Genomic DNA, 19100 nt, shown 5'->3' on the forward strand with positions numbered 1-19100 from the left:
CGCTCAACCGCCTTCGTCATCGAACACCTTCGGATACACGCGCACCAGCACGATGCGCGGCCCCTTCATCTTCTTCACGACGACATCGAAGCGGTCGAATTCGATACGCTGCCCTTCTTCAGGCAGATCGCCGAGCGCATTGATCACGAGGCCGCCTACGGATTCGGCGCGACCTTCGTCGATGTCGATACCCAACGCGCGCTCCAGCGACACCACGGGCAAGCTGCCCTTGCCCATCAGCGTGCCGTCGTCCATGCGCGTCCAGTCGGCGTCGCCTTGACGAAACTCGTCGTGAATCTGGCCGACCAGCGCGCCGAGCAGATTGTCGAGCGTGAGAAAGCCGATCGGCTTCGCGTTCTTCTGCCCGACGAGCGCAAGATGCGGCGCACCCTTGCGAAAACGCCGGAACAGTTCGAGCGCGGGCATGTCGGGCTTCACGTACTGCACGGGACGCACGTAGTGCGACAGGTCGTCGAGCGTGCTGCCTGCGTGACGCGCGAGCAGCAGGTCCTTCAGATGTATCGTGCCCGCGACGCGCTCACCCGTCGCATCTTCGAGCAACGGATAGCGGCTGAAACGGTGGCGCGCGACGATCTGCATGTTCTCGTGCCATGGCAGATCGCGGCGCAGGCTCACGAGTTCGTGCGCGGGCCGCATCAGGTCGGACACGGTCATCCGCGAGAAGTCGAGCGAATGCGCGATCGTGTTCCATTCGTCCTGCGAATAGGCGTCCTTCGGCGCGTCGAGTCCGTTCGCGACGCTCGCGTGGCGGCCGCGCAGGATCAACTTGAGTTCGTCCGTCGAGTAGTGCGTGTCGCCGCCATGATCGGCCGACAATCCCGCGACGCGCAGCACGGTGTTCGCGCTCGTGTTGAGCAGCCAGATCGCGGGGTACATCGCCCAGTAGAAACCGTACAGCGGTATCGCGACCCACAGCGCAATCTGCTCGGATTGGCGGATCGCGAGCGACTTGGGCGCCAGCTCGCCGACGACGATGTGCAGAAACGAAATGCACGAGAACGCGAAGAACAGCGAGATGCCATGTATCAGCTGTTCGGACTCGATGCCGAGCAAGTGGAAAAGCGGGTTGAGCAGTTCCGCGAAGGCGGGCTCGCCGATCCAGCCGAGTCCCAGCGACGCAAGCGTGATGCCCAATTGGCACGCCGACAGATACGCATCCAGCCGGCCATGCACTTTCGCGAGCAGCTTGCCGCGCAAGCCGTGCTTCTCCGCGAGCGTTTGGACGCGCGTCTGCCGCAGCTTCACGAGACCGAATTCGGCGGCAACAAAGAAACCGTTGAGGGCAACGAGCAACAACGCGCCAATGAGCGCGACGACCTGGATCAAAGCGGACAACTCCGGCAACAAAAGCCGTCAGTATAGAGCGCGAAAGGCGGGTGAAAGAGCGTGTCGCGCATCGATTGGCCATCCGGCCAGGTCATCGGTGCATCGCGTGTGCCGTCATGCGCCTGCGAGCGGCACCCGCAGCTTGAGCGTCGACGGCTGGCCGTCGATCCATTCGCCCTGCTCGAACGCGCCGTCGTGCGCTTCGGCGACGCGCTTGCACAAGCCCAGCACCCACGAGATGCGGCCGGCTTCGCGCGGGTGCGCCGCTTGCTCGCGCGCGAACTTTTCGAGCACGTGCGGCAGTCCGGCATCCGTCAACGCGGCGGCAGCGTGCGGCCACGTGACGGTGGCCTCGAACGTCGCTGCATCGACGCGCGCAGCGAGCGCGACCGTCGCGCCGCTCGCGCTCGCTTCGACGGCGAACGTGACGAGCAGCCACAGCGCGGCAGCGAGCCGCTCGCGGTCGCCAACCAGTTGCTGCGCATCGACCGACGCATCGAGCTCGAGCGCGACGTTGCGCTGCGCAGCGAGTGCGTTGCGCACGTCGCCGACCGTTTCGTCGACGAGCGGCCTCAACGCGAACGGCGCGCGGTTCAACGCGAGCGTCCTCGTTTCGGCGCGCGTCGTATCGACGATCGATTCGAGCAGCTTCACCTGCTGATCGACGCCGTTGCGAATCCCTTCGAGCGCACGTTGCGCAGTGGCGTCGCTCGTGTCGATCTTGCGGTCGAGCACGTACGCCCAGCTATGAATCGCGTTCAACGGGCTGCGCAGATCGTGAGAGACGAGGGAGAGCACATGATCGCGCATGAAGAGCGCCGTTTCGGCGCAGCGCCGAGCGGTGCGATCGGCAGTGGCATGCATACCCTGGTTGCTGCCGGAAGAAGACGGTGTAGACGTGGTCACGATCGACATCCTCGTTGGCGGTTCATCATCGGTTGCAGTCTGGTCATTATAGGCTTGGCCGTTCGGACGATCCTCGCGACAGTACGCCGACACGCCTACAATAACGGTTTCGAACGATTATCAAAGGAGCATCGCATGACCACTGTCACCACCGCCTCGGGCCTCAAGTACGAAGACCTGAAGGAAGGCGCGGGCGCCGAAGCGAAGGCCGGCCAGACCGTCAGCGTGCACTACACCGGCTGGCTCACGGACGGCCAGAAGTTCGATTCGAGCAAGGACCGCAACGACCCGTTCGCGTTCGTGCTGGGCGGCGGCATGGTCATCAAGGGCTGGGACGAAGGCGTGCAGGGCATGAAGGTCGGCGGCGTGCGCAAGCTGACCATCCCGCCGCAACTCGGCTACGGCGCGCGCGGCGCGGGCGGCGTGATTCCGCCGAATGCGACGCTCGTGTTCGAAGTCGAATTGCTCGACATCTGAGCGTTTCTGCGCTTTTGAATTTTTGATTTCGACGTCCTGAGATGAGCCACGCCGTCAACGACGCGCCCAGCGTTTCCCTGCGCCGTTACGGCGCTGTGGAAGCGTCGGACGTGCACGACTTTCATCAGATCGTGCTCGGTCTCGACGGCTCGATGGTGATGGCCGTCGACGGCGTCGCGCGCGAGATCGACAGTACGTCCGCGTGGCTCATTCCGGCGGGCTCGCGGCATGATTACGCAGGTGTCGGCGAGAACCGGCAACTCGTGCTCGATCTGCCCGCGTCGTCGGTTGCCGTGCCGCAACGGCTGTTCGACAGGGCGCGCGCGGTGGCGATCGATGCCTCGCTCACGCAACTGGTTTCGCACATCGCGGGCCGCGCGACGGGCCATATCGACGGCGATGCCGTGTGGCGACGCTTCAACTGGGATGCGGCGGCGCGTCTGTGCGCGGCGATCGTTGAAGAAACGGGTATGGCGGAGGCTGTGCCCGGCGCGGGCCTCGACTTTGCTCGCATCGACGGCTGGCTGCGTGCGCACCTGTCAGAACCGCTGCGTATCGCCGATCTCGCCACGCATTGCGGCTTCGGCATGCGGCGCTTTCATCAGCTGTTCATCGAGGCGTTCGGCGAAACGCCACATCGCTATTTGCAGCGTCTAAGGCTGGATACGTCGGTCACGCTGCTTGCCGATCCGCGCCGTTCGCTGACGGACGTGGCGCTCGAAGTGGGCTTCGGCGATCAGAGCGCGTACACGCATGCGTTCACGCGGCGCTTCGGCATGGCGCCCGGCCAGTGGCGGGCGCTGCTGCACTGACTCTTCCCCTGTGACGATGGCACGAACCGGACGCGTGCGCGCGGCCGGCTCTCTTCACACGATCAGCCGATGAGGCCGCGCGCCAGATCGTCGCGAATATCGTCGGCATTCTCCAGACCCACGGCGAGGCGGATCAGCCCTTCCGTGATGCCCGCCGCCGCGCGCGCTTCGGGCGTGATGCGGCCGTGCGTCGTGGTGGCGGGATGCGTGATCGTCGTGCGCGTATCGCCTAGGTTGCCCGTGATCGAGCAGATCTTCGTGCTGTCGATCACGCGCCAGGCATTCGCGCGCATCTGCTCGGGCGTATCGCCCTTCACTTCGAACGAGACGATCGCACCGCCTGCCTTCTGCTGACGCTTCGCGATCTCGTACTGCGGATGCGATTCGAGGCCCGGATAGAACACGCGGCTCACGGCGGGATTCGCGTCGAGCCAGCGCGCGATTTCGAGCGCATTCGCCGACTGACGCTCGACGCGCAGCGACAGCGTTTCCATGCCCTTCAGCAGAATCCACGCGTTGAACGCCGACAGCGTCGGGCCCGCGCTACGCACGAACGGAAACACCTTTTCCATGATGAACTGCTTCGAGCCGACCAGCGCGCCGCCGAGCACGCGCCCCTGGCCGTCGAGGAACTTGGTCGCCGAGTGCATCACGACATCGGCGCCGAGCTTCAGCGGCTGCTGCAGCGCGGGGCTGCAAAAACAGTTGTCGACGACGAACAGCGCGTTTGCGGACTTCGCGATCTTGCCGATCGCTTCGATGTCGGCGATCTCGGTCAGCGGATTCGACGGCGTTTCGAGGAAGAACATCTTCGTCTCGGGACGCACGGCGTTTTTCCACGCGTCGAGATCGGTCGGATCGACGAACGTCGTCGTGATGCCGAACTTGCTGAAGATCTGCGAGAACATGCCGAGCGTCGAGCCGAACAGGCTCTGCGAGCTGACGAGATGATCGCCCGCCTGCATCGCCGACATCACCACCGACATGATCGCGGCCATCCCCGACGCCGTCGCCATGCACGCCTCACCGCCTTCGAGCGCCGCGAGACGATCCTGGAACATCGTGACCGTCGGGTTCGTGAAGCGCGAGTACGTGTAATAGTCTTCGGATTTCTTGAAGCGCTCGGCGGCTTCCGCGGCGCTCGCAAAGACAAAGCTCGACGTCAGAAAGATTGCCTCGGAATGCTCGCCGAAATCGCTGCGCAACGTGCCCGAGCGGACTGCGAGAGTGTCGAAATTGAGGGAGTCGTCCATGTTCGTTCTGTTCCGTTTTTTCCAGGCCGCATGCGCTTCCCAGGTTCCGCCAGGGTTCGCGCACGCAAGAGCAACAAAAAAGCCCGCTTTGCGTCGGCATAAGCGGGCTTCGTGTACGGGGATGCTGTGAGCGTCGATGGCTGTGCTGCTGGCCCCATCGTTCGCTTTAGCTGTTTTGGGTTTCCCCGCGTCCGCAAGCTGAGATCAAATCGACGCAAGACCCGATAGTAACACCGCATGCGCCCTTCGGGACCGAAACACAGCGCGCGAGATTCGATGACGCCAAACCCGCGCGCCTGCCGCGATTTACTCCATCGACAGTTGCAGATGCAATTGCGACCGCGCGGTGCCGCCTTCGAGCGCTTCGCTCGCCGCGTCGCGGTCCGATTGCGCGGACGGCGCGAGGCGCGCGGATTCGATGCGGTCGAGATACTCGGTCGTCACGTCGCCGGTTATGTAGTTGCCGTCGAAACACGACGCCTCGAATTCCTTCAGCGCCGGGTTGATGTCGCGCACCGCGCTCTTCAGCGCGTCGACATCCTGATAGACGAGGAAATCGGCGCCGATCAGCCGCGCCACGTCTTCGTCCGTACGGCCGTGCGCGACGAGTTCGCTGCGCGTCGGCATGTCGATGCCGTAGACGTTCGGGTACTTCACGGGCGGCGCCGCCGACGCGAAGATCACCTTGTTCGCGCCCGCATCGCGCGCCATCTGCACGATTTCGTGCGAGGTGGTGCCGCGCACGATCGAATCGTCGACGATCAGCACGTTCTTGCCCTTGAACTCGATGCCCATCGCGTTCAGCTTCTGGCGCACCGACTTCTTGCGCACCGCCTGACCCGGCATGATGAAGGTACGGCCCACATAACGGTTCTTGAAGAAGCCTTCGCGGTATTCGACGCCCAGCTTCGCCGCGACCTGCATCGCCGCCGGCCGCGACGAATCGGGAATCGGCATCACGACGTCGATCTTCACGTCCTTCGGCAGTTCGCGCAGGATCTTCTCGGCCAGATAGTCGCCCATGCGCAGACGCGCGTTGTAGACGGGCACGCCGTCGAGCACCGAGTCCGGACGCGCGAGATACACGAGTTCGAAGATGCAGGGGTTCAGGCTCGGATTCGTCGCGCACTGCTGCGCGTGGAAATTGCCTTCGAAGTCGATGAAAACGGCTTCACCCGGCGCGACGTCGCGCACGAATTCGAAGCCAATGCCTTCGATCGCCACCGATTCCGACGCCAGCATCCATTCCGTGCCCGACGCCGTTTCCAGCTTGCCGATGCACAGCGGACGGATGCCGAACGGGTCGCGGAAGCCGAGCAGGCCGTAGCCCGAAATCAGCGACACGATCGCGTACGAACCGCGCACGCGGCGGTGCACGCCCGACACGGCCTTGAACAGCGCCGACGGATCGAGTTGCAGGCCCGAGCTCGTCGTTTGCAGCTCGTGAGCGAACACGTTCAGCAGCACTTCCGTGTCGGAGTTCGTGTTGATGTGGCGGCGATCGACGCGGTACATCTCGTCTTTCAGCTGCGGCCAGTTCGTGAGGTTGCCGTTGTGCGCGAGGATGATGCCGAACGGCGCGTTCACATAGAACGGCTGTGCTTCCTCTTCGCTCGATGCGGAACCCGCCGTCGGGTAGCGCACCTGGCCGATGCCGCTCGTGCCGGGCAGGCTGCGCATGTTGCGCGTGCGGAACACGTCGCGCACCATGCCGTTGGCCTTGTGCATGTGGAAAGTGCTGCCGTTCGCCGTAGCGATGCCGGCCGCGTCCTGACCGCGGTGCTGCAGGAGCAGCAGGCTGTCATAGATCAGCTGGTTGACGGGAGACTGGGAAACTACGCCTACGATGCCGCACATGGCATGTCCTTCAAAGGGTACGAAATTCGAACAGTGGCGGTGCCGGGGAGGCAACCGCGCGCGCCGTGGTTCTGACTGCTTCATCCATCGGCCCGCCTTCTCTTCCGCTTTCGTCCTGCTGCGTGCAACGCCTCGTTACACGTGGACGTAGGCGGCGAGCGTCTCGGGAAGCAGAGGCTTCAAGTCTCGAACGCCCTGCACGGCGTAGGGCCGCAGCAGCGCGTTGCGCCAGAATTCCTGTTTGGGCAATTCGGTCAAGCCAGCGAGGGCGACCAGAATCAGCACCAGTATGACCCCGCGTACGAGGCCGAACATCAGTCCAAGCGAGCGGTCCACGCCGCCCAGCCCGGAAACCTGCACCAGCCGGCTCAGCAGCGCATTCGCCACGCTAGCCACCAGTATCACGCCGATGACGATGGCCGCAAACGCGATCAGCCACTGCGTCAACGCGCCGCCCGGCCAGTTCGCCGGCACGAAAGGCACCAGCAGGCCAACAAAGCGCGCCGCCACCAGAAAGGCGACGACCCAGCCGATCAGCCCGAACACCTCGGACAGAAAGCCACGCCACGCTCCGCGCAGCGCCGACAGGCCGATCACCGCCATTACAGCGTAGTCGAATGCGGTGAACATCACCGGCTTACTGCGCAGCGCCGTTGTTCGCACCCGACGTCAGGCCCGCCTCGCGCACCTTCGCGATAGCCGCCGACGCCGCCGCGCGATCCGCGAACGGACCGGCACGCAACAAGGTGCGGGTCGAGCCGTCAGCCTGCTTGCGACGCTCGGTATATGCGGGCACACCCGCCGCTTTCAACTTGCTTGCCCACGTGTGCGCGCTGGCGTCGTCCTGGAACGCGCCCAGTTGGACCGCGAACCGGTTGCCGGGAGGCGCCGCGGGCGTGCCGGATTCGGTGCCCGAGGCGGCCGTTTGCACGGTGTCGGTGACGGCGGGCTTCTGTTCCGCCTTCTGTTCCGGTTTCGCTGCCGGTTTCGCTTCGGCTTGCGGCTTGGCAGCGGGCTTCGCGGCCAGAGCCGGTGTGTTGTTCGCGACGACGGCGGGCGCCTGCGGCTTCGCTGGCGTCACGGCGATCGGCGCGCTCCGGCTGTCATGCTGCGACGCGACGGCACCCGTTGCCGCCGTGCCCGACGCGGCGCGCGCAAGGCCCGACGCAGCCAGCGCGGCATCCGGCGCGGCGGGATTGTCGGGCGCGACGCCCGCTTGCGTGTCGGCGTCGTCTGTCGCGCGCGACTTCGGGATTGGGCGGCTGGGGATGTCGATGGAAATATCGTCGGTGACGGGCTTCGGATGCGAGTCGAGCACCATCGGCAGGATCACGACGGCGGCGATCACCAGCGCGATTGCGCCAACCAGGCGGCGGCGCGCGCGCTGCTTTTCGGGAAGCGTGGGGTCGAGCATCATCGCATCGGCTTCGCCGGAACGGTCCGTGCGGCGGCTGCGCCGTTCGACCCGCTCAGCGCGCTCGGCACGACTGCCGCGACTGGAACTGGAATTTGCGCCGCGCCGCGTAGGTGCGTCGTCTTTCTTGCCGAACGAGAAAATACCCATGAATGGCTTGGTCGAGGCCCGCGCGTTCAGTGTTGCTGCGATTTACGGTAGGCCATTACGCCTGCAACCGTATAGAAGCTGCCGAAAACCACGATTCTATCATTGTCGGATGCCCGTTTTAGCGCATCCTGGAAAGCTTCCGCCGGTGTTGCAAAACGCGTGACGCTGGAGTCAGGGCCTTCGGCGACGCCCACGTCGCGCAGCGCCGTTTCGAGCTCTTCCGCGCTCGCCGCGCGCGGCGTCGGCAGATCGGTCACGCACCAGTGGTCGATCTCGCCCTTCAGGTGCGCCACCACGCCCGCGATGTCCTTGTCGCGCATGGAGCCAAACACGGCGTAAGTGTACGGAAAATAGCCCATGTTGCCGAGATTTTGGCCCAACACGGCAGCGGCATGCGGATTATGCCCGACATCCAGCACGATCGACGGCTTGCCGGGCAGCACCTGGAAGCGTCCCGGCAATTCGACGTTGGCGAGACCCAGCCGGATATCCTGCGCCGACACGGGCAGACGGTCCCGCAGCGCTTCCAGCCCCGCCAGCGCCGCCGAGGTATTGATCAGCTGATTCGCGCCGCGCAGCGCCGGATAGGCGAGCGCAGAACGGCGCATCGACGGGCCGATGTAGCTCCACTGCTGCCGCTCGCTGCCCGCCTGGCCTTCGTAGCGGAAATCGCGTCCGAACAGCCACAGGTCGGCGCCGATCTTTTCCGCATGGTCGATGAGCGTTTGCGGCGGAATGGGATCGGCGCAGATGGCCGGCTTGCCCGGCCGGAAAATGCCCGCCTTCTCGAAGCCGATTTTTTCGCGCGTATCGCCGAGGAAGTCAGTGTGATCGATGTCGATGCTCGTGATGATCGCGCAGTCGGTATCGAGGATATTCACGGCGTCGAGGCGCCCGCCGAGCCCCACTTCGAAAATCACCACGTCGAGGCCGCGCTCAGCGAACAGATGCATGATCGCGAGCGTCGTGAACTCGAAGTACGTCAGCGACACAGGCTCGGGCAGCGACCGGCGCGCCTGCTCGACGGCCTCGAAATGCGGCAGCAGCTCGGCATCCGTCGCCATCTGGCCGTTGATCCGCGCGCGCTCGTTGAATGCGAGCAGATGCGGCGACGTGTGGCAACCGACGGAATAGCCGGCGCGCAGCAGGATCGACTCGAGAATCGCGCACGTCGACCCCTTGCCGTTCGTTCCGCCGACTGTGATGACCGGGCACGCGAACGACAGTTGCAGCGCGTCGCGCACCTGGCTGATGCGGGCGAGGCCCATGTCGATGCCGACGGGATGCGCGGATTCAAGATGCGTGAGCCACGCGTCGAGAGTGGGGAAAGTGGTCATCGGATGAAACTGAAGTGCGGACCGGAATTATCCTGGAAATGACAACGCGCCGCTTGATTACCTCTCGCGGCGCGTTGGTTTTTCTTACCGGCCGCGCGATTCAATTGCGCGACCGTTAGCGTGCACAAGCGTTCAGGCGACGGCGTCGGCCGGCTGGCGCGTCAGCAGCGCCATCAGTTTCGCCAGTTCTTCGCGCAGCTTGCGGCGGTCGACGATCATGTCGATCGCGCCCTTTTGCAGCAGGAATTCGGCGCGCTGGAAGCCTTCCGGCAGCTTTTCGCGCACCGTCTGCTCGATCACGCGCGGGCCGGCGAAGCCGATCAGCGCCTTCGGCTCGGCGATCACGACGTCGCCGAGGAACGCAAAGCTCGCCGACACGCCACCCATCGTCGGATCGGTCAGCACGGAAATGAACGGCAGCTTCGCTTCGGCGAGCTTGGTCAGCATGGCTGTGGTCTTGGCCATCTGCATCAGCGACAACAGGCTTTCCTGCATCCGCGCGCCGCCCGACGCGGTGAAGCAGATGAACGGCACGTGCTGCTCGATCGCATTCTGCGCGCCGCGCGCGAAGCGCTCGCCAACCACGGAGCCCATCGAGCCGCCCATGAACGCGAACTCGAAGCACGCGACGACGACGGGCAGCGTGTGAATCGCGCCGCCCATCACGACCATCGCGTCGGTTTCGTCCGTCTCGTCCATCGCCTCTTTCAGGCGGTCGGGGTACTTGCGGCTGTCCTTGAACTTGAGCGCGTCGACGGGAAGGATTTCCTGGCCGATCTCATAACGGCCTTCCGGATCGAGCAAGCCGTCGAGCCGTTCGCGCGCGCCGATTCGCATGTGGTGATCGCACTTCGGGCAGACGTGCAGATTCGCCTCGACGTCGTTGCGATACAGCACCGCTTCGCACGACGGACACTTGATCCACAGCCCTTCCGGAATGCCCTTGCGGCTCTTCGGATCGGTTTGCTTGATTTTCGGCGGCAACAGTTTGTCGAGCCAGCTCATGGTCATTCCTTCCAGGGTTCGCGATACGCAAAGCGGCGCGGTCCGATCCGCGCCGCCAGCCCAACCGCGACAAAATTATTGTTTATCAGGCAGTCGCGCCGATGCTGTCGATGGCCTGGCGAATCTCGGTGATGAAATTCGTCAGCTTGCCGGCAGCGGACTCGGGTGCCGCTTCTTCGAGCAATTGCACGATACGGCTGCCGATCACGACGGCATCGGAAACCTCGGCGACCGCGCGCGCCGACTGCGCGTCCCGAATGCCGAAACCGACGCCTACCGGCAGAGGCACGCGCGACTTGATGGCCGGGATTTTACCCGCGATGCTCAAAACGTCCAGATTTGCAGCGCCCGTCACGCCCTTGAGCGATACATAGTAGACGTAACCGCTCGCGATTTTACCAACCTCGGCGATGCGCTCGTCAGTCGACGTAGGCGCGAGCAGGAAAATCGGATCGATCCCTGCCGCCTTCATTTTTTCGGCGAAGTTAGCCGATTCTTCCGGTGGATAGTCGACGACCAGCACGCCGTCGACGCCCGCTTCCTTCGCAGCCGCTGCGAATGCGTCGGCGCCCATTCGCTCGATCGGGTTCGCGTAGCCCATCAGCACGACGGGCGTTGTGTCGTTGGTTTCGCGGAAGCGCTTTACGTCGGCGAGCACGTGCTTCAGCGATACGCCCTTCGCCAGCGCGCGCTCCGACGACTGCTGGATCACGGGGCCGTCGGCCATCGGATCGGAGAACGGCACGCCGAGCTCGATGACATCGGCGCCGCCCTCGGCAAGCGCGTGCATGAACTCGACGGTGCGCGCCGGGTCCGGGTCGCCGGCGGTGATGAACGGGATCAGGCCTTTCTTACCCTGCGCGGCCAGTGCCGCAAACGTCGATTGAATACGGGACATGGAATTTTCTCGAAGTCGATGACTGCGCGGTTTGGCTCAGGCCGCCGAATCGGCGACGATTGCCTTGCCGCGAGAAACCGGTTTGGGCGGATTCGCCGCCAAACTGACGCGTTCTCGCGCTATCGCGCAGTAACTTTCATTGATCTCATAGCCGACGAATTCGCGCTTCTGGCGTGCGCAAGCGACGGCCGTCGTGCCGCTCCCCATGAATGGGTCGAGCACGCGGCCACCCGGCGGACAACTCGCAAGCACCATCCGCTCGACGATTTCGAGCGGTTTCTGAGTCGGGTGCGCGACCCGCTCGGCGTGCTGCCGATGGAGGCGCGAGACCGACCAGACGTCCTTCGGGTTGTAGCCGAGCTCCAGCCACTTGCTGCCTTCGAACAATTTGCGCGAACGCGCCTTCTTCGTGGCGGCATCGTACGGGATGCGGACAGGATCGAGGTCGAAATAATAGTCTTTCGACATCGCGAAGTAACCGATGTTGTCGTGCACGGACGTGAAGCGGCGCGTCGTGCCGCCCATGCTCGGCACGCGCCGGTCCCAGATGATCTCGTTGACCATCGTGAGCCTGCTCTTCAGAAACACGAAGATTTCCGGCGCGTACTGCCACGTGCAGAAGATGTACAGCGAACCCGACGGCTTGAGCTTCGGAATGGCCAGATCGAGCCAGCCACGCGTCCATGCGAGGAAATCCTCGCCCGTGCGCATGTCCGAATCGTTGCCATAGTCCTTGCCCAGACCGTACGGCGGATCGGCGACGATCAGGTCGATCGAGCCATCCGGCAAATTCGCTGCCTCGGTCAGAAAATCGCGGTTCAGAAGCTCGATGCCAGCCGGTAGCGGCAGCAACGTTGCAGCGTCCGCCTGATGCGACACCTCGGCGACGCCTGCTTCGGCCTCGCCGTTCAGCGCGGGCGGCTGCGGCTCCTCGAACTCGTCGCGCATCGCCGGGGCGCTCAGAACTGGATGCCCGATCGCTCGGCGACCGTGTGCATGTCCTTATCGCCCCGGCCCGACAGGTTCACCAGAAGGATTTTGTCCTTTGGCAACGTCGGCGCGAGCTTCGCCGCGTACGCGAGCGCGTGGCTCGACTCCAGCGCGGGAATGATGCCTTCGATGCGGCAGCAGTCATGGAACGCCTTGAGCGCCTCTTCGTCGGTGATGCCGACGTACTCCGCGCGGCCGCTGTCCTTGAGCCACGCGTGCTCAGGACCGACGCCCGGATAGTCGAGGCCCGCCGACACCGAATGCGTCTCGATGATCTGGCCGTTCTCGTCCTGCAGCAGATACGTGCGATTGCCGTGCAGCACGCCGGGGCTGCCGCCGATCAGCGACGCCGCGTGGCGCCCGGTATCGATGCCGTCTCCGGCTGCTTCCACGCCGATCAGCTTCACGGAAATGTCTTCAACGTACGGGTAAAAGATGCCCATCGCGTTCGAACCGCCGCCAACGCACGCGATCACGGCATCCGGCTGGCGACCCGTCAGTTCGGGCATCTGCACCTTGCACTCGTCGCCGATCACGCGTTGGAAGTCCCGCACCATCATCGGATACGGATGCGGACCTGCCACCGTGCCGATGATGTAAAACGTGTTTTCGACGTTCGTGACCCAGTCGCGCATCGCTTCGTTCAGCGCGTCCTTCAGCGTGCGCGAGCCCGATTCGACGGGCACGACGGTCGCGCCGAGCAGTTTCATCCGGTAGACGTTGGCGGCCTGGCGGCGAACGTCTTCGGCGCCCATGTACACGACGCATTCCATGCCGAAGCGCGCCGCGATCGTGGCCGTGGCGACGCCGTGCTGGCCCGCGCCCGTCTCCGCGATCACGCGCGGCTTGCCCATGCGCTTCGCGAGCAGCGCCTGGCCGATTACGTTGTTCACCTTGTGCGCGCCCGTGTGGTTCAGGTCTTCGCGCTTCAGATAAACCTGCGCGCCGCCGAGCAGTTCGCTCCAGCGTTGCGCGTGATAGACGGGGGAAGGACGACCGACGAAATACTTCAGTTCGCGATTGTATTCGGCGATGAAGTCCGGGTCTTTGGAGTACTTTTCGTATGCTTTGCGCAGTTCGTCGAGCGCATGAATCAGCGTCTCGGCGACGAACACGCCGCCATATTGGCCGAAGTGGCCACGTTCATCGGGTAAGTTGTACATATTCCGTCACTCTTCTCAGTGTGCCGCCGCCTGCGCGTCGCGCGCGGCGCGGCCTGGGAATCATCCGGCGTCCGCTTCGCGCACTGCGCGCACGAACGCCGCCATCCGGGCGTGATCTTTCACGCCCTTTGCGCCCGGCACCTCGATGCCGCTCGAGACATCGACCGCGTACGGGCGCACGCGATGAATCGCATCACTGACGTTTTGCGTGTTCAACCCACCACTCAAAACGGCCCGACGCGCGAGCTCTGCTGGAATAAGTGACCAATCGAAGACCTTCCCGCCGCCGCCATAGCCTTCGACATGAGTGTCGAACATAAGACCGCTGGCGGCTGAATAGTTAAGGGCTGATTTTATCAAATCGGCCGGTTGAGTATCGGGCGCAATTCGCAGAGCGCGCAACCAAGGCAAACCCGCAATGCCCGCCAGTTTCTCGCACTGCTCGGGCGTTTCGTCGCCGTGAAACTGGAGCATCGTCAGCGGCACGTTGCAGGTGACTTCGTCGAACCAATCCGGCGTCGGATTCACGAACAGCCCGACCACCGACACGAACGGCGGCACGACGCGCGTCATCTCGACGGCTTGCGCGACGCTCAACGCGCGCGGGCTGGGCGGGTAGAACACGAGGCCGATCGCGTCGGCGCCCAAGGCAACGGCATGCGCGACGTCGGCGGCGTTGCCGAGCCCGCACAGCTTGATGCGCGTACGGTGCGGAACGGATTCGTTGGCGGGCGAGACGCTTGCGGCCTGATTATCGGCGGTAACGGCAGCGGAAACGGCGGGATCGGCGGATTTGGCGGAAGTCATGAGTCGGTCCAAACAGTGCTCCACGGGACGCTGCCCGCCTGCGGCGCAGGCACAGCGAACGCCTCAGGATAGCCCACTTGCGCGAGATACAGCCCGTCGGGCATGAAAGTAGGCGCGGCCTGATTACGGTCGCGGCTTTCGAGCACCTCGGCGAGCCACGTCGCCGGATAGCGTCCGCGACCCACGGCCACGAGGCATCCCATCAGATTACGCACCATGTGATGCAAGAACGCATTCGCCCGGAAGCGGAAATGGATGAAGTCGCCCTGCGGCCGGATGTCGACCTGATACAGATGCTTGACGGGCGTCTTCGCCTGGCACTCCGACGAGCGGAACGCCGAAAAATCATGCTCGCCGATCAGGGAGGCAGCCGCTTCGCGCATCGCGTCGATATCGAGCGGCGTGTGAATCCAGCCCGCGCGGCCCACGAGCATCGGCGAGCGCACGGGATGCACATAGAGCGCGTAGTAGTACGTGCGCTCGAATGCGGAAAACCGCGCGTGGAACGCATCGGGCATCGGCTTGGCCCATTGCACGGCGACCGTCTTCGGCAAAAACGCGTTCGTGCCGCGCACCCACGAAAATTCCGCGCGATCCAGCTCGGTGTCGAAATGCACGACCTGCCCGAGCCCGTGGACGCCCGTATCCGTGCGCCCCGCGACGACCGTCTGCAGCGGCGTCTGCGCGAATTCGCGCAGCGCGCGCTCGAGTTCGTCCTGCACCGTCTTGCCGTGCGGCTGCGACTGCCAGCCGCAAAACGCCGCGCCGTCGTACTGGATGCCTAGCGCAATACGCTTCACGGCAGACATCACGAAAGCGGTGCGAGCGTCGACAGCAACGCGCGGGCATCGGCGCGCGTGGCGGCATCGTTCGATTCGATGACTTCGTTGATCAGCGTGCGCGCGCCGACGACGTCGCCGAGATCGATATATTCGACGGCCAGATCGAGCTTGTTGCGGGCGATGCGCGCGAGTTCTTCCGGCGTGAACGCGGGCACGGCCTGCGATGGACCAGGCGGCAGTTCCAGGTCGAAATCGAGGTTCAAGGCGCCGAACGGCGCGGCGCCCAAGCCCGCGACGGCTGCCGCGCCTGTCGTGCCCGCGACGATTTCATCGGCGGCGGCGGGTGGCTCGGGCGCATGCTCCGGCATCGCCTGCTGCGCCGTGATGTCCGGCGTGACGACGGGCTGCGTGGTCAGCGACGCAGGCGGCGTCACAGCGGATGCGCCCGGCGCGGCCGGTAAGTCAAACTCCGCGGGCTCATCGCGCTCGGCGCGCGGCGGCAACGCGAAATCGTCAAGGCTGTCGAGCGCGCGGATGGCGTTGCGCGGGAAATCGTCCGCGATGGCGGGTCCCAGCGGCGGCGGTTCGCCTAACGGGAAACGCTCGGGCGTTGAGGGCTGCTCGGGCAACGCGAGCGAGTCGTCTTCGGGCAGCGGCTCGATCAGCTGCTCGTGTTGAGCGGCGGGTTCGACCTGGCCCAGTTGAATCGGCGGCGTGGCGGGCGAGATGGGCGGCTCGAAGGTGGGCTCGCGAAACGCCATGTCCGGCGCTGTGTCGAGGTCCAGCTTGAGCGGTGCGGGCGTAGTCGCTGGTGCTTCGTCCGATGCTTCGAGCGCTTGATGCGCGGGCGGCTCGGTGGGCGCGTGAATCGGCAATTCGTCGAGCGACGGCTCGACGCGCGTGGCTTCAGCGGCACGATCGGCCGTTTGCGCAGCCTGTTCGCGCGAGGCCTGTTCCTGCGCGGCAGCCTCGGCGGTACGCGCTTCCTCGCGCGCGGGATCGAGCGACTCGCGCGGCAATGCGTCGGCGCCCAACGACGCAGCCGCCGCCAGGCCCGCTTCAGCCGACGCTTCGTCGAACGTTTCAGGTTCCGACTTCGTTTCGCTTTCGGCGACGGGCGCAGTCGCAGCGGCGGGCGCTGGCGAGCCCGGACGCATGTCAGCGGGCGTCGGTGCTTTCGGCGCGGCAGGCGTTTCGTCGTGAACCCGTGCCGCATCCGGCGCGACGCGCGGCGATTCATCGCCAGGCGCGAACGCCTCGCTCGCCGCCGCCTCTTCGCGCGCGGCCTTGCGGCGCCGGCGCATCGTCAGACCGGCAAGCAGCGCCACGAGCACCGCGCCGACGGCGGCCGCCACGCCCACATACTCCTGCGGAATACCAGCGGGTCCGCTGGCAGGGTGCGTCGCTGCCGGTGCCGGTGTTGGGGCGGCGGGCGTCCCATTGGCGGGCGCGCTGGCGCCAGCCGTCGAATCCGAAGGCTGTGTCGCACCCGGCGCGGTCGCAGCGTTCCCGTTCGACGCCGGCTGCTTGCCGATACCGTGCTTCTGCAATTCCATCAGCACGCGGTTTTTCAGTGCGAGCAACTGCTGCAAGCTCGAAACCTGCGGATGCGCCTGCGATGCGGGCTGCGCGCTGGCGGCCGGTGCGCTGCTCTGGATCGAGCCCGTCCACCCATGCGTGCCGCTCGCCGCCAATGCCGACTGCGCGGTCGCGCCCGCAGCCTGCGAGCCAGCGGCCGGCGTCGGTTCGGTTGTTGCTGGCGCGCTGGCGCCCTGCGAAGGCTGCGCGGTCGACGTCGACGAAGCCCCCGTTCCAGCGGCCGCGGTCGCGCCCGTATCGGCCGGTGCGGCAGGTGTCAGTGCCGATGGTGCTGTCGCGGAAGCGTTAGACGCTACCTGTGCCGTCGAGCCTGGCGCGGACGCCGGCTCCGCCGCCGCAGCCGCGCTGGCTGCCGCGCCCGTCGCATCGACGGGCGGCAAGTTCAGGACGGCACCCAGCCTCAAGCGGCTCGGATCGTGCCCCATGAATGCGTTCGGATTCGCGTCGAAAATCGCTTTCGCCGCGCGCGCCAGCACGGCGCGATCGCGCGACTGCGTGAGCGCAATCGCGGCATCGTTCAGCGATTGACCTGGCTGAACGGTGAATTGCATCGCGCCAGCGTCCGCACCGGACGGCGCGCCGGCCGTCGCAGCGCTTGTGGCGGCTGTCTGCGCGAATGCCGCGCCGGGTGTCGAAAGCGCGCCGGCAAATACGATCGCTACTGCTGCCGCGATCTGATGCGAGCCGCTGCGCAAAGCGGCGGGAAGAATCTGGAATCGGGTCGTCATCGGGACCTTTGTTGCATGGCCATGCGGCACATGTTGAAGAGTGTTGGCGACAAGATTCGGTAATGCCCAAATGAAAAAAGCGCCGCGAGAATCGCGACGCTTTCTGGAGTTTTTTACGCGTCGTTGAGCTGATCGCGCGTAGTTTACTTTACTTGTCGAGCAGAATGCGAAGCATACGACGCAGCGGCTCCGCAGCGCCCCACAGCAACTGGTCGCCGACCGTGAACGCCGACAGATATTCGCCGCCCATCGCCAGCTTGCGCAGACGGCCGACGGGAACCGTCAGCGTGCCCGTCACGACGGCGGGCGACAGATCGCGGATCGACGCTTCGCGCTCGTTCGGCACGACCTTCACCCAGTCGTTCGCCGATGCGAGGATGCCATTCACTTCGTCGAGCGGCACGTCCTTCTTCAGCTTGATGGTCAGCGCCTGCGAGTGGCAGCGCATTGCGCCGATGCGCACGCACAGGCCATCGACAGGGATCGAGCCCGGCTCGCCCATCGCGGGCTTGCCGAGAATCTTGTTGGTTTCCGCGCCGCCCTTCCACTCTTCCTTCGACATGCCGTCGCCGAGATCCTTGTCGATCCACGGAATCAGCGAGCCGGCGAGCGGCACGCCGAAGTGGTCGGTCGGCATGCGCTCGCTGTTCATCGCGGACAGCACGCGGCGGTCGATGTCGAGAATCGCCGACGACGGATCAGCCAGGTCTTCCTTCGCCGAGCCGCACAGCGTGCCCATCTGCTGCAGCAGTTCGCGCATGTTTTGCGCGCCCGCGCCCGATGCGGCCTGATACGTCATGGCCGTCATCCAGTCAACGAGGTTTTCGCGGAAGAGGCCGCCCAGCGCCATCAGCATCAGGCTGACCGTGCAGTTGCCGCCGATGAAATTCTTCTGGCCCTTGACCAGCGCGTCCTTGATCACGTCGAGGTTGACGGGATCGAGGATGATGACGGCGTCATCCTTCATGCGCAGCGCCGACGCCGCGTCGATCCAGTAGCCGTTCCAGCCTGCAGCGCGCAGCTTGGGGAACACTTCGTTCGTGTAGTCGCCGCCCTGGCAGGAGATGATGGCGTCGCACTTCTTCAGGTCGTCGATGCTTGTCGCATCTTTGAGCTTGGTCTCGTTCTTGGCGAACGACGGCGCATTGCCGCCCGCGTTGCTGGTGCTGAAAAACACCGGTTCGATCAGATCGAAATCGCGTTCCTCTTGCATACGCTGCATCAGGACGCTGCCGACCATGCCGCGCCAACCTACGAGACCTACGTTCATGACTTACCCTTCGAGTGGACACTTCCCCGCAACTTTGCCCGGCGTGACCGCGCGGGGAAGATGGGCGGGCACGACGGACGATCAGCGCTTCGTGATCGTTTTCGGGGTAATCGTTTTGGTGGTAATGGCGAGCGCTACCACGCGGGCCGTTTTGCCGCGCAGTGTCGAAATCGAGGTGATTTGAGGAATCGTCGCCATCGCTGGAGTCTACACGAAAACCCGCTTTTTGCGGCGCGTACGCCGCGTTTTGCGTGAATCAGCACGAAACCGGCCGATTCACGCGTATTTGCCTGAAAAACAGCGCG

The 19100-nt window shown here is 64.9% G+C and carries 17 protein-coding genes; 2 read left to right on the forward strand and 15 right to left on the reverse strand.

All coding sequences use genetic code 11. The annotated features are described in order from the left end of the window. Nucleotides 1-3 precede the first annotated feature (3 nt). Entirely contained in the window at nucleotides 4-1347 is a 1344-nt protein-coding gene (locus tag BN2476_RS18615) for a hemolysin family protein (RefSeq protein ID WP_087735697.1), read from the reverse strand. 114 nt (nucleotides 1348-1461) lie between these two features. After that, nucleotides 1462-2262, reverse strand: a complete 801-nt coding sequence (locus BN2476_RS18620; protein ID WP_087735640.1) for a sensor histidine kinase — start codon at nucleotides 2260-2262, stop codon at nucleotides 1462-1464. Between the two features lie 126 nt (nucleotides 2263-2388). Between BN2476_RS18620 and BN2476_RS18625 the strand changes: the two genes are divergently transcribed. Next, complete coding sequence (locus BN2476_RS18625; protein ID WP_087735641.1) at nucleotides 2389-2730, forward strand: FKBP-type peptidyl-prolyl cis-trans isomerase; 342 nt, start codon at nucleotides 2389-2391, stop codon at nucleotides 2728-2730. A gap of 41 nt (nucleotides 2731-2771) precedes the next feature. Further along, a complete protein-coding gene (locus tag BN2476_RS18630) occupies nucleotides 2772-3542 on the forward strand; it encodes an AraC family transcriptional regulator (protein ID WP_087735642.1) in 771 nt (256 codons plus the stop codon). A gap of 62 nt (nucleotides 3543-3604) precedes the next feature. Here the strand turns inward: BN2476_RS18630 and BN2476_RS18635 are convergent, their stop codons facing one another. The 13 genes from BN2476_RS18635 to asd all read right to left on the reverse strand — a co-directional run bounded on the left by BN2476_RS18635 (nucleotide 3605) and on the right by asd (nucleotide 18795). Continuing rightward, nucleotides 3605-4795: an O-succinylhomoserine sulfhydrylase gene (locus BN2476_RS18635; protein WP_087735643.1), complete on the reverse strand. Its 1191-nt coding sequence runs from the start codon at nucleotides 4793-4795 to the stop codon at nucleotides 3605-3607. 306 nt (nucleotides 4796-5101) lie between these two features. Next, nucleotides 5102-6652: an amidophosphoribosyltransferase gene (gene purF / locus BN2476_RS18640; RefSeq protein WP_087735644.1), complete on the reverse strand. Its 1551-nt coding sequence runs from the start codon at nucleotides 6650-6652 to the stop codon at nucleotides 5102-5104. A 135-nt stretch (nucleotides 6653-6787) separates the two neighbouring features. Then, complete coding sequence (locus BN2476_RS18645; protein ID WP_087735698.1) at nucleotides 6788-7282, reverse strand: CvpA family protein; 495 nt, start codon at nucleotides 7280-7282, stop codon at nucleotides 6788-6790. 7 nt (nucleotides 7283-7289) lie between these two features. Further along, complete coding sequence (locus BN2476_RS18650; RefSeq protein WP_087735645.1) at nucleotides 7290-8216, reverse strand: SPOR domain-containing protein; 927 nt, start codon at nucleotides 8214-8216, stop codon at nucleotides 7290-7292. 26 nt (nucleotides 8217-8242) lie between these two features. Next, nucleotides 8243-9553, reverse strand: a complete 1311-nt coding sequence (gene folC / locus BN2476_RS18655) for a bifunctional tetrahydrofolate synthase/dihydrofolate synthase (RefSeq protein ID WP_087735646.1) — start codon at nucleotides 9551-9553, stop codon at nucleotides 8243-8245. A gap of 132 nt (nucleotides 9554-9685) precedes the next feature. Further along, nucleotides 9686-10558, reverse strand: coding sequence for an acetyl-CoA carboxylase, carboxyltransferase subunit beta (gene accD / locus BN2476_RS18660; protein WP_087735699.1), 873 nt, complete (start codon nucleotides 10556-10558; stop codon nucleotides 9686-9688). A gap of 85 nt (nucleotides 10559-10643) precedes the next feature. After that, nucleotides 10644-11456: a tryptophan synthase subunit alpha gene (gene trpA / locus BN2476_RS18665; RefSeq protein ID WP_087735647.1), complete on the reverse strand. Its 813-nt coding sequence runs from the start codon at nucleotides 11454-11456 to the stop codon at nucleotides 10644-10646. A 36-nt stretch (nucleotides 11457-11492) separates the two neighbouring features. Further along, nucleotides 11493-12404, reverse strand: a complete 912-nt coding sequence (locus tag BN2476_RS18670; protein ID WP_087735648.1) for a DNA-methyltransferase — start codon at nucleotides 12402-12404, stop codon at nucleotides 11493-11495. 11 nt (nucleotides 12405-12415) lie between these two features. Next, complete coding sequence (gene trpB, locus BN2476_RS18675; RefSeq protein WP_087735649.1) at nucleotides 12416-13609, reverse strand: tryptophan synthase subunit beta; 1194 nt, start codon at nucleotides 13607-13609, stop codon at nucleotides 12416-12418. 60 nt (nucleotides 13610-13669) lie between these two features. After that, the gene (locus BN2476_RS18680; protein WP_087735650.1) at nucleotides 13670-14416 is read right to left on the reverse strand and encodes a phosphoribosylanthranilate isomerase; all 747 of its coding nucleotides are present in this window, start codon (nucleotides 14414-14416) and stop codon (nucleotides 13670-13672) included. Then, nucleotides 14413-15225: a tRNA pseudouridine(38-40) synthase TruA gene (truA, locus tag BN2476_RS18685; RefSeq protein WP_173819641.1), complete on the reverse strand. Its 813-nt coding sequence runs from the start codon at nucleotides 15223-15225 to the stop codon at nucleotides 14413-14415. Before truA ends, BN2476_RS18680 begins: the two co-directional genes overlap by 4 nt. Continuing rightward, complete coding sequence (locus BN2476_RS18690) at nucleotides 15225-17525, reverse strand: FimV/HubP family polar landmark protein (RefSeq protein ID WP_087735651.1); 2301 nt, start codon at nucleotides 17523-17525, stop codon at nucleotides 15225-15227. Before BN2476_RS18690 ends, truA begins: the two co-directional genes overlap by 1 nt. Nucleotides 17526-17673: 148 nt before the next feature. Next, nucleotides 17674-18795, reverse strand: coding sequence for an aspartate-semialdehyde dehydrogenase (gene asd / locus BN2476_RS18695; RefSeq protein ID WP_087735652.1), 1122 nt, complete (start codon nucleotides 18793-18795; stop codon nucleotides 17674-17676). Nucleotides 18796-19100: the final 305 nt, after the last annotated feature.

It is taken from the genome of Paraburkholderia piptadeniae, from assembly GCF_900007165.1.
Classification (GTDB): domain Bacteria; phylum Pseudomonadota; class Gammaproteobacteria; order Burkholderiales; family Burkholderiaceae; genus Paraburkholderia; species Paraburkholderia piptadeniae.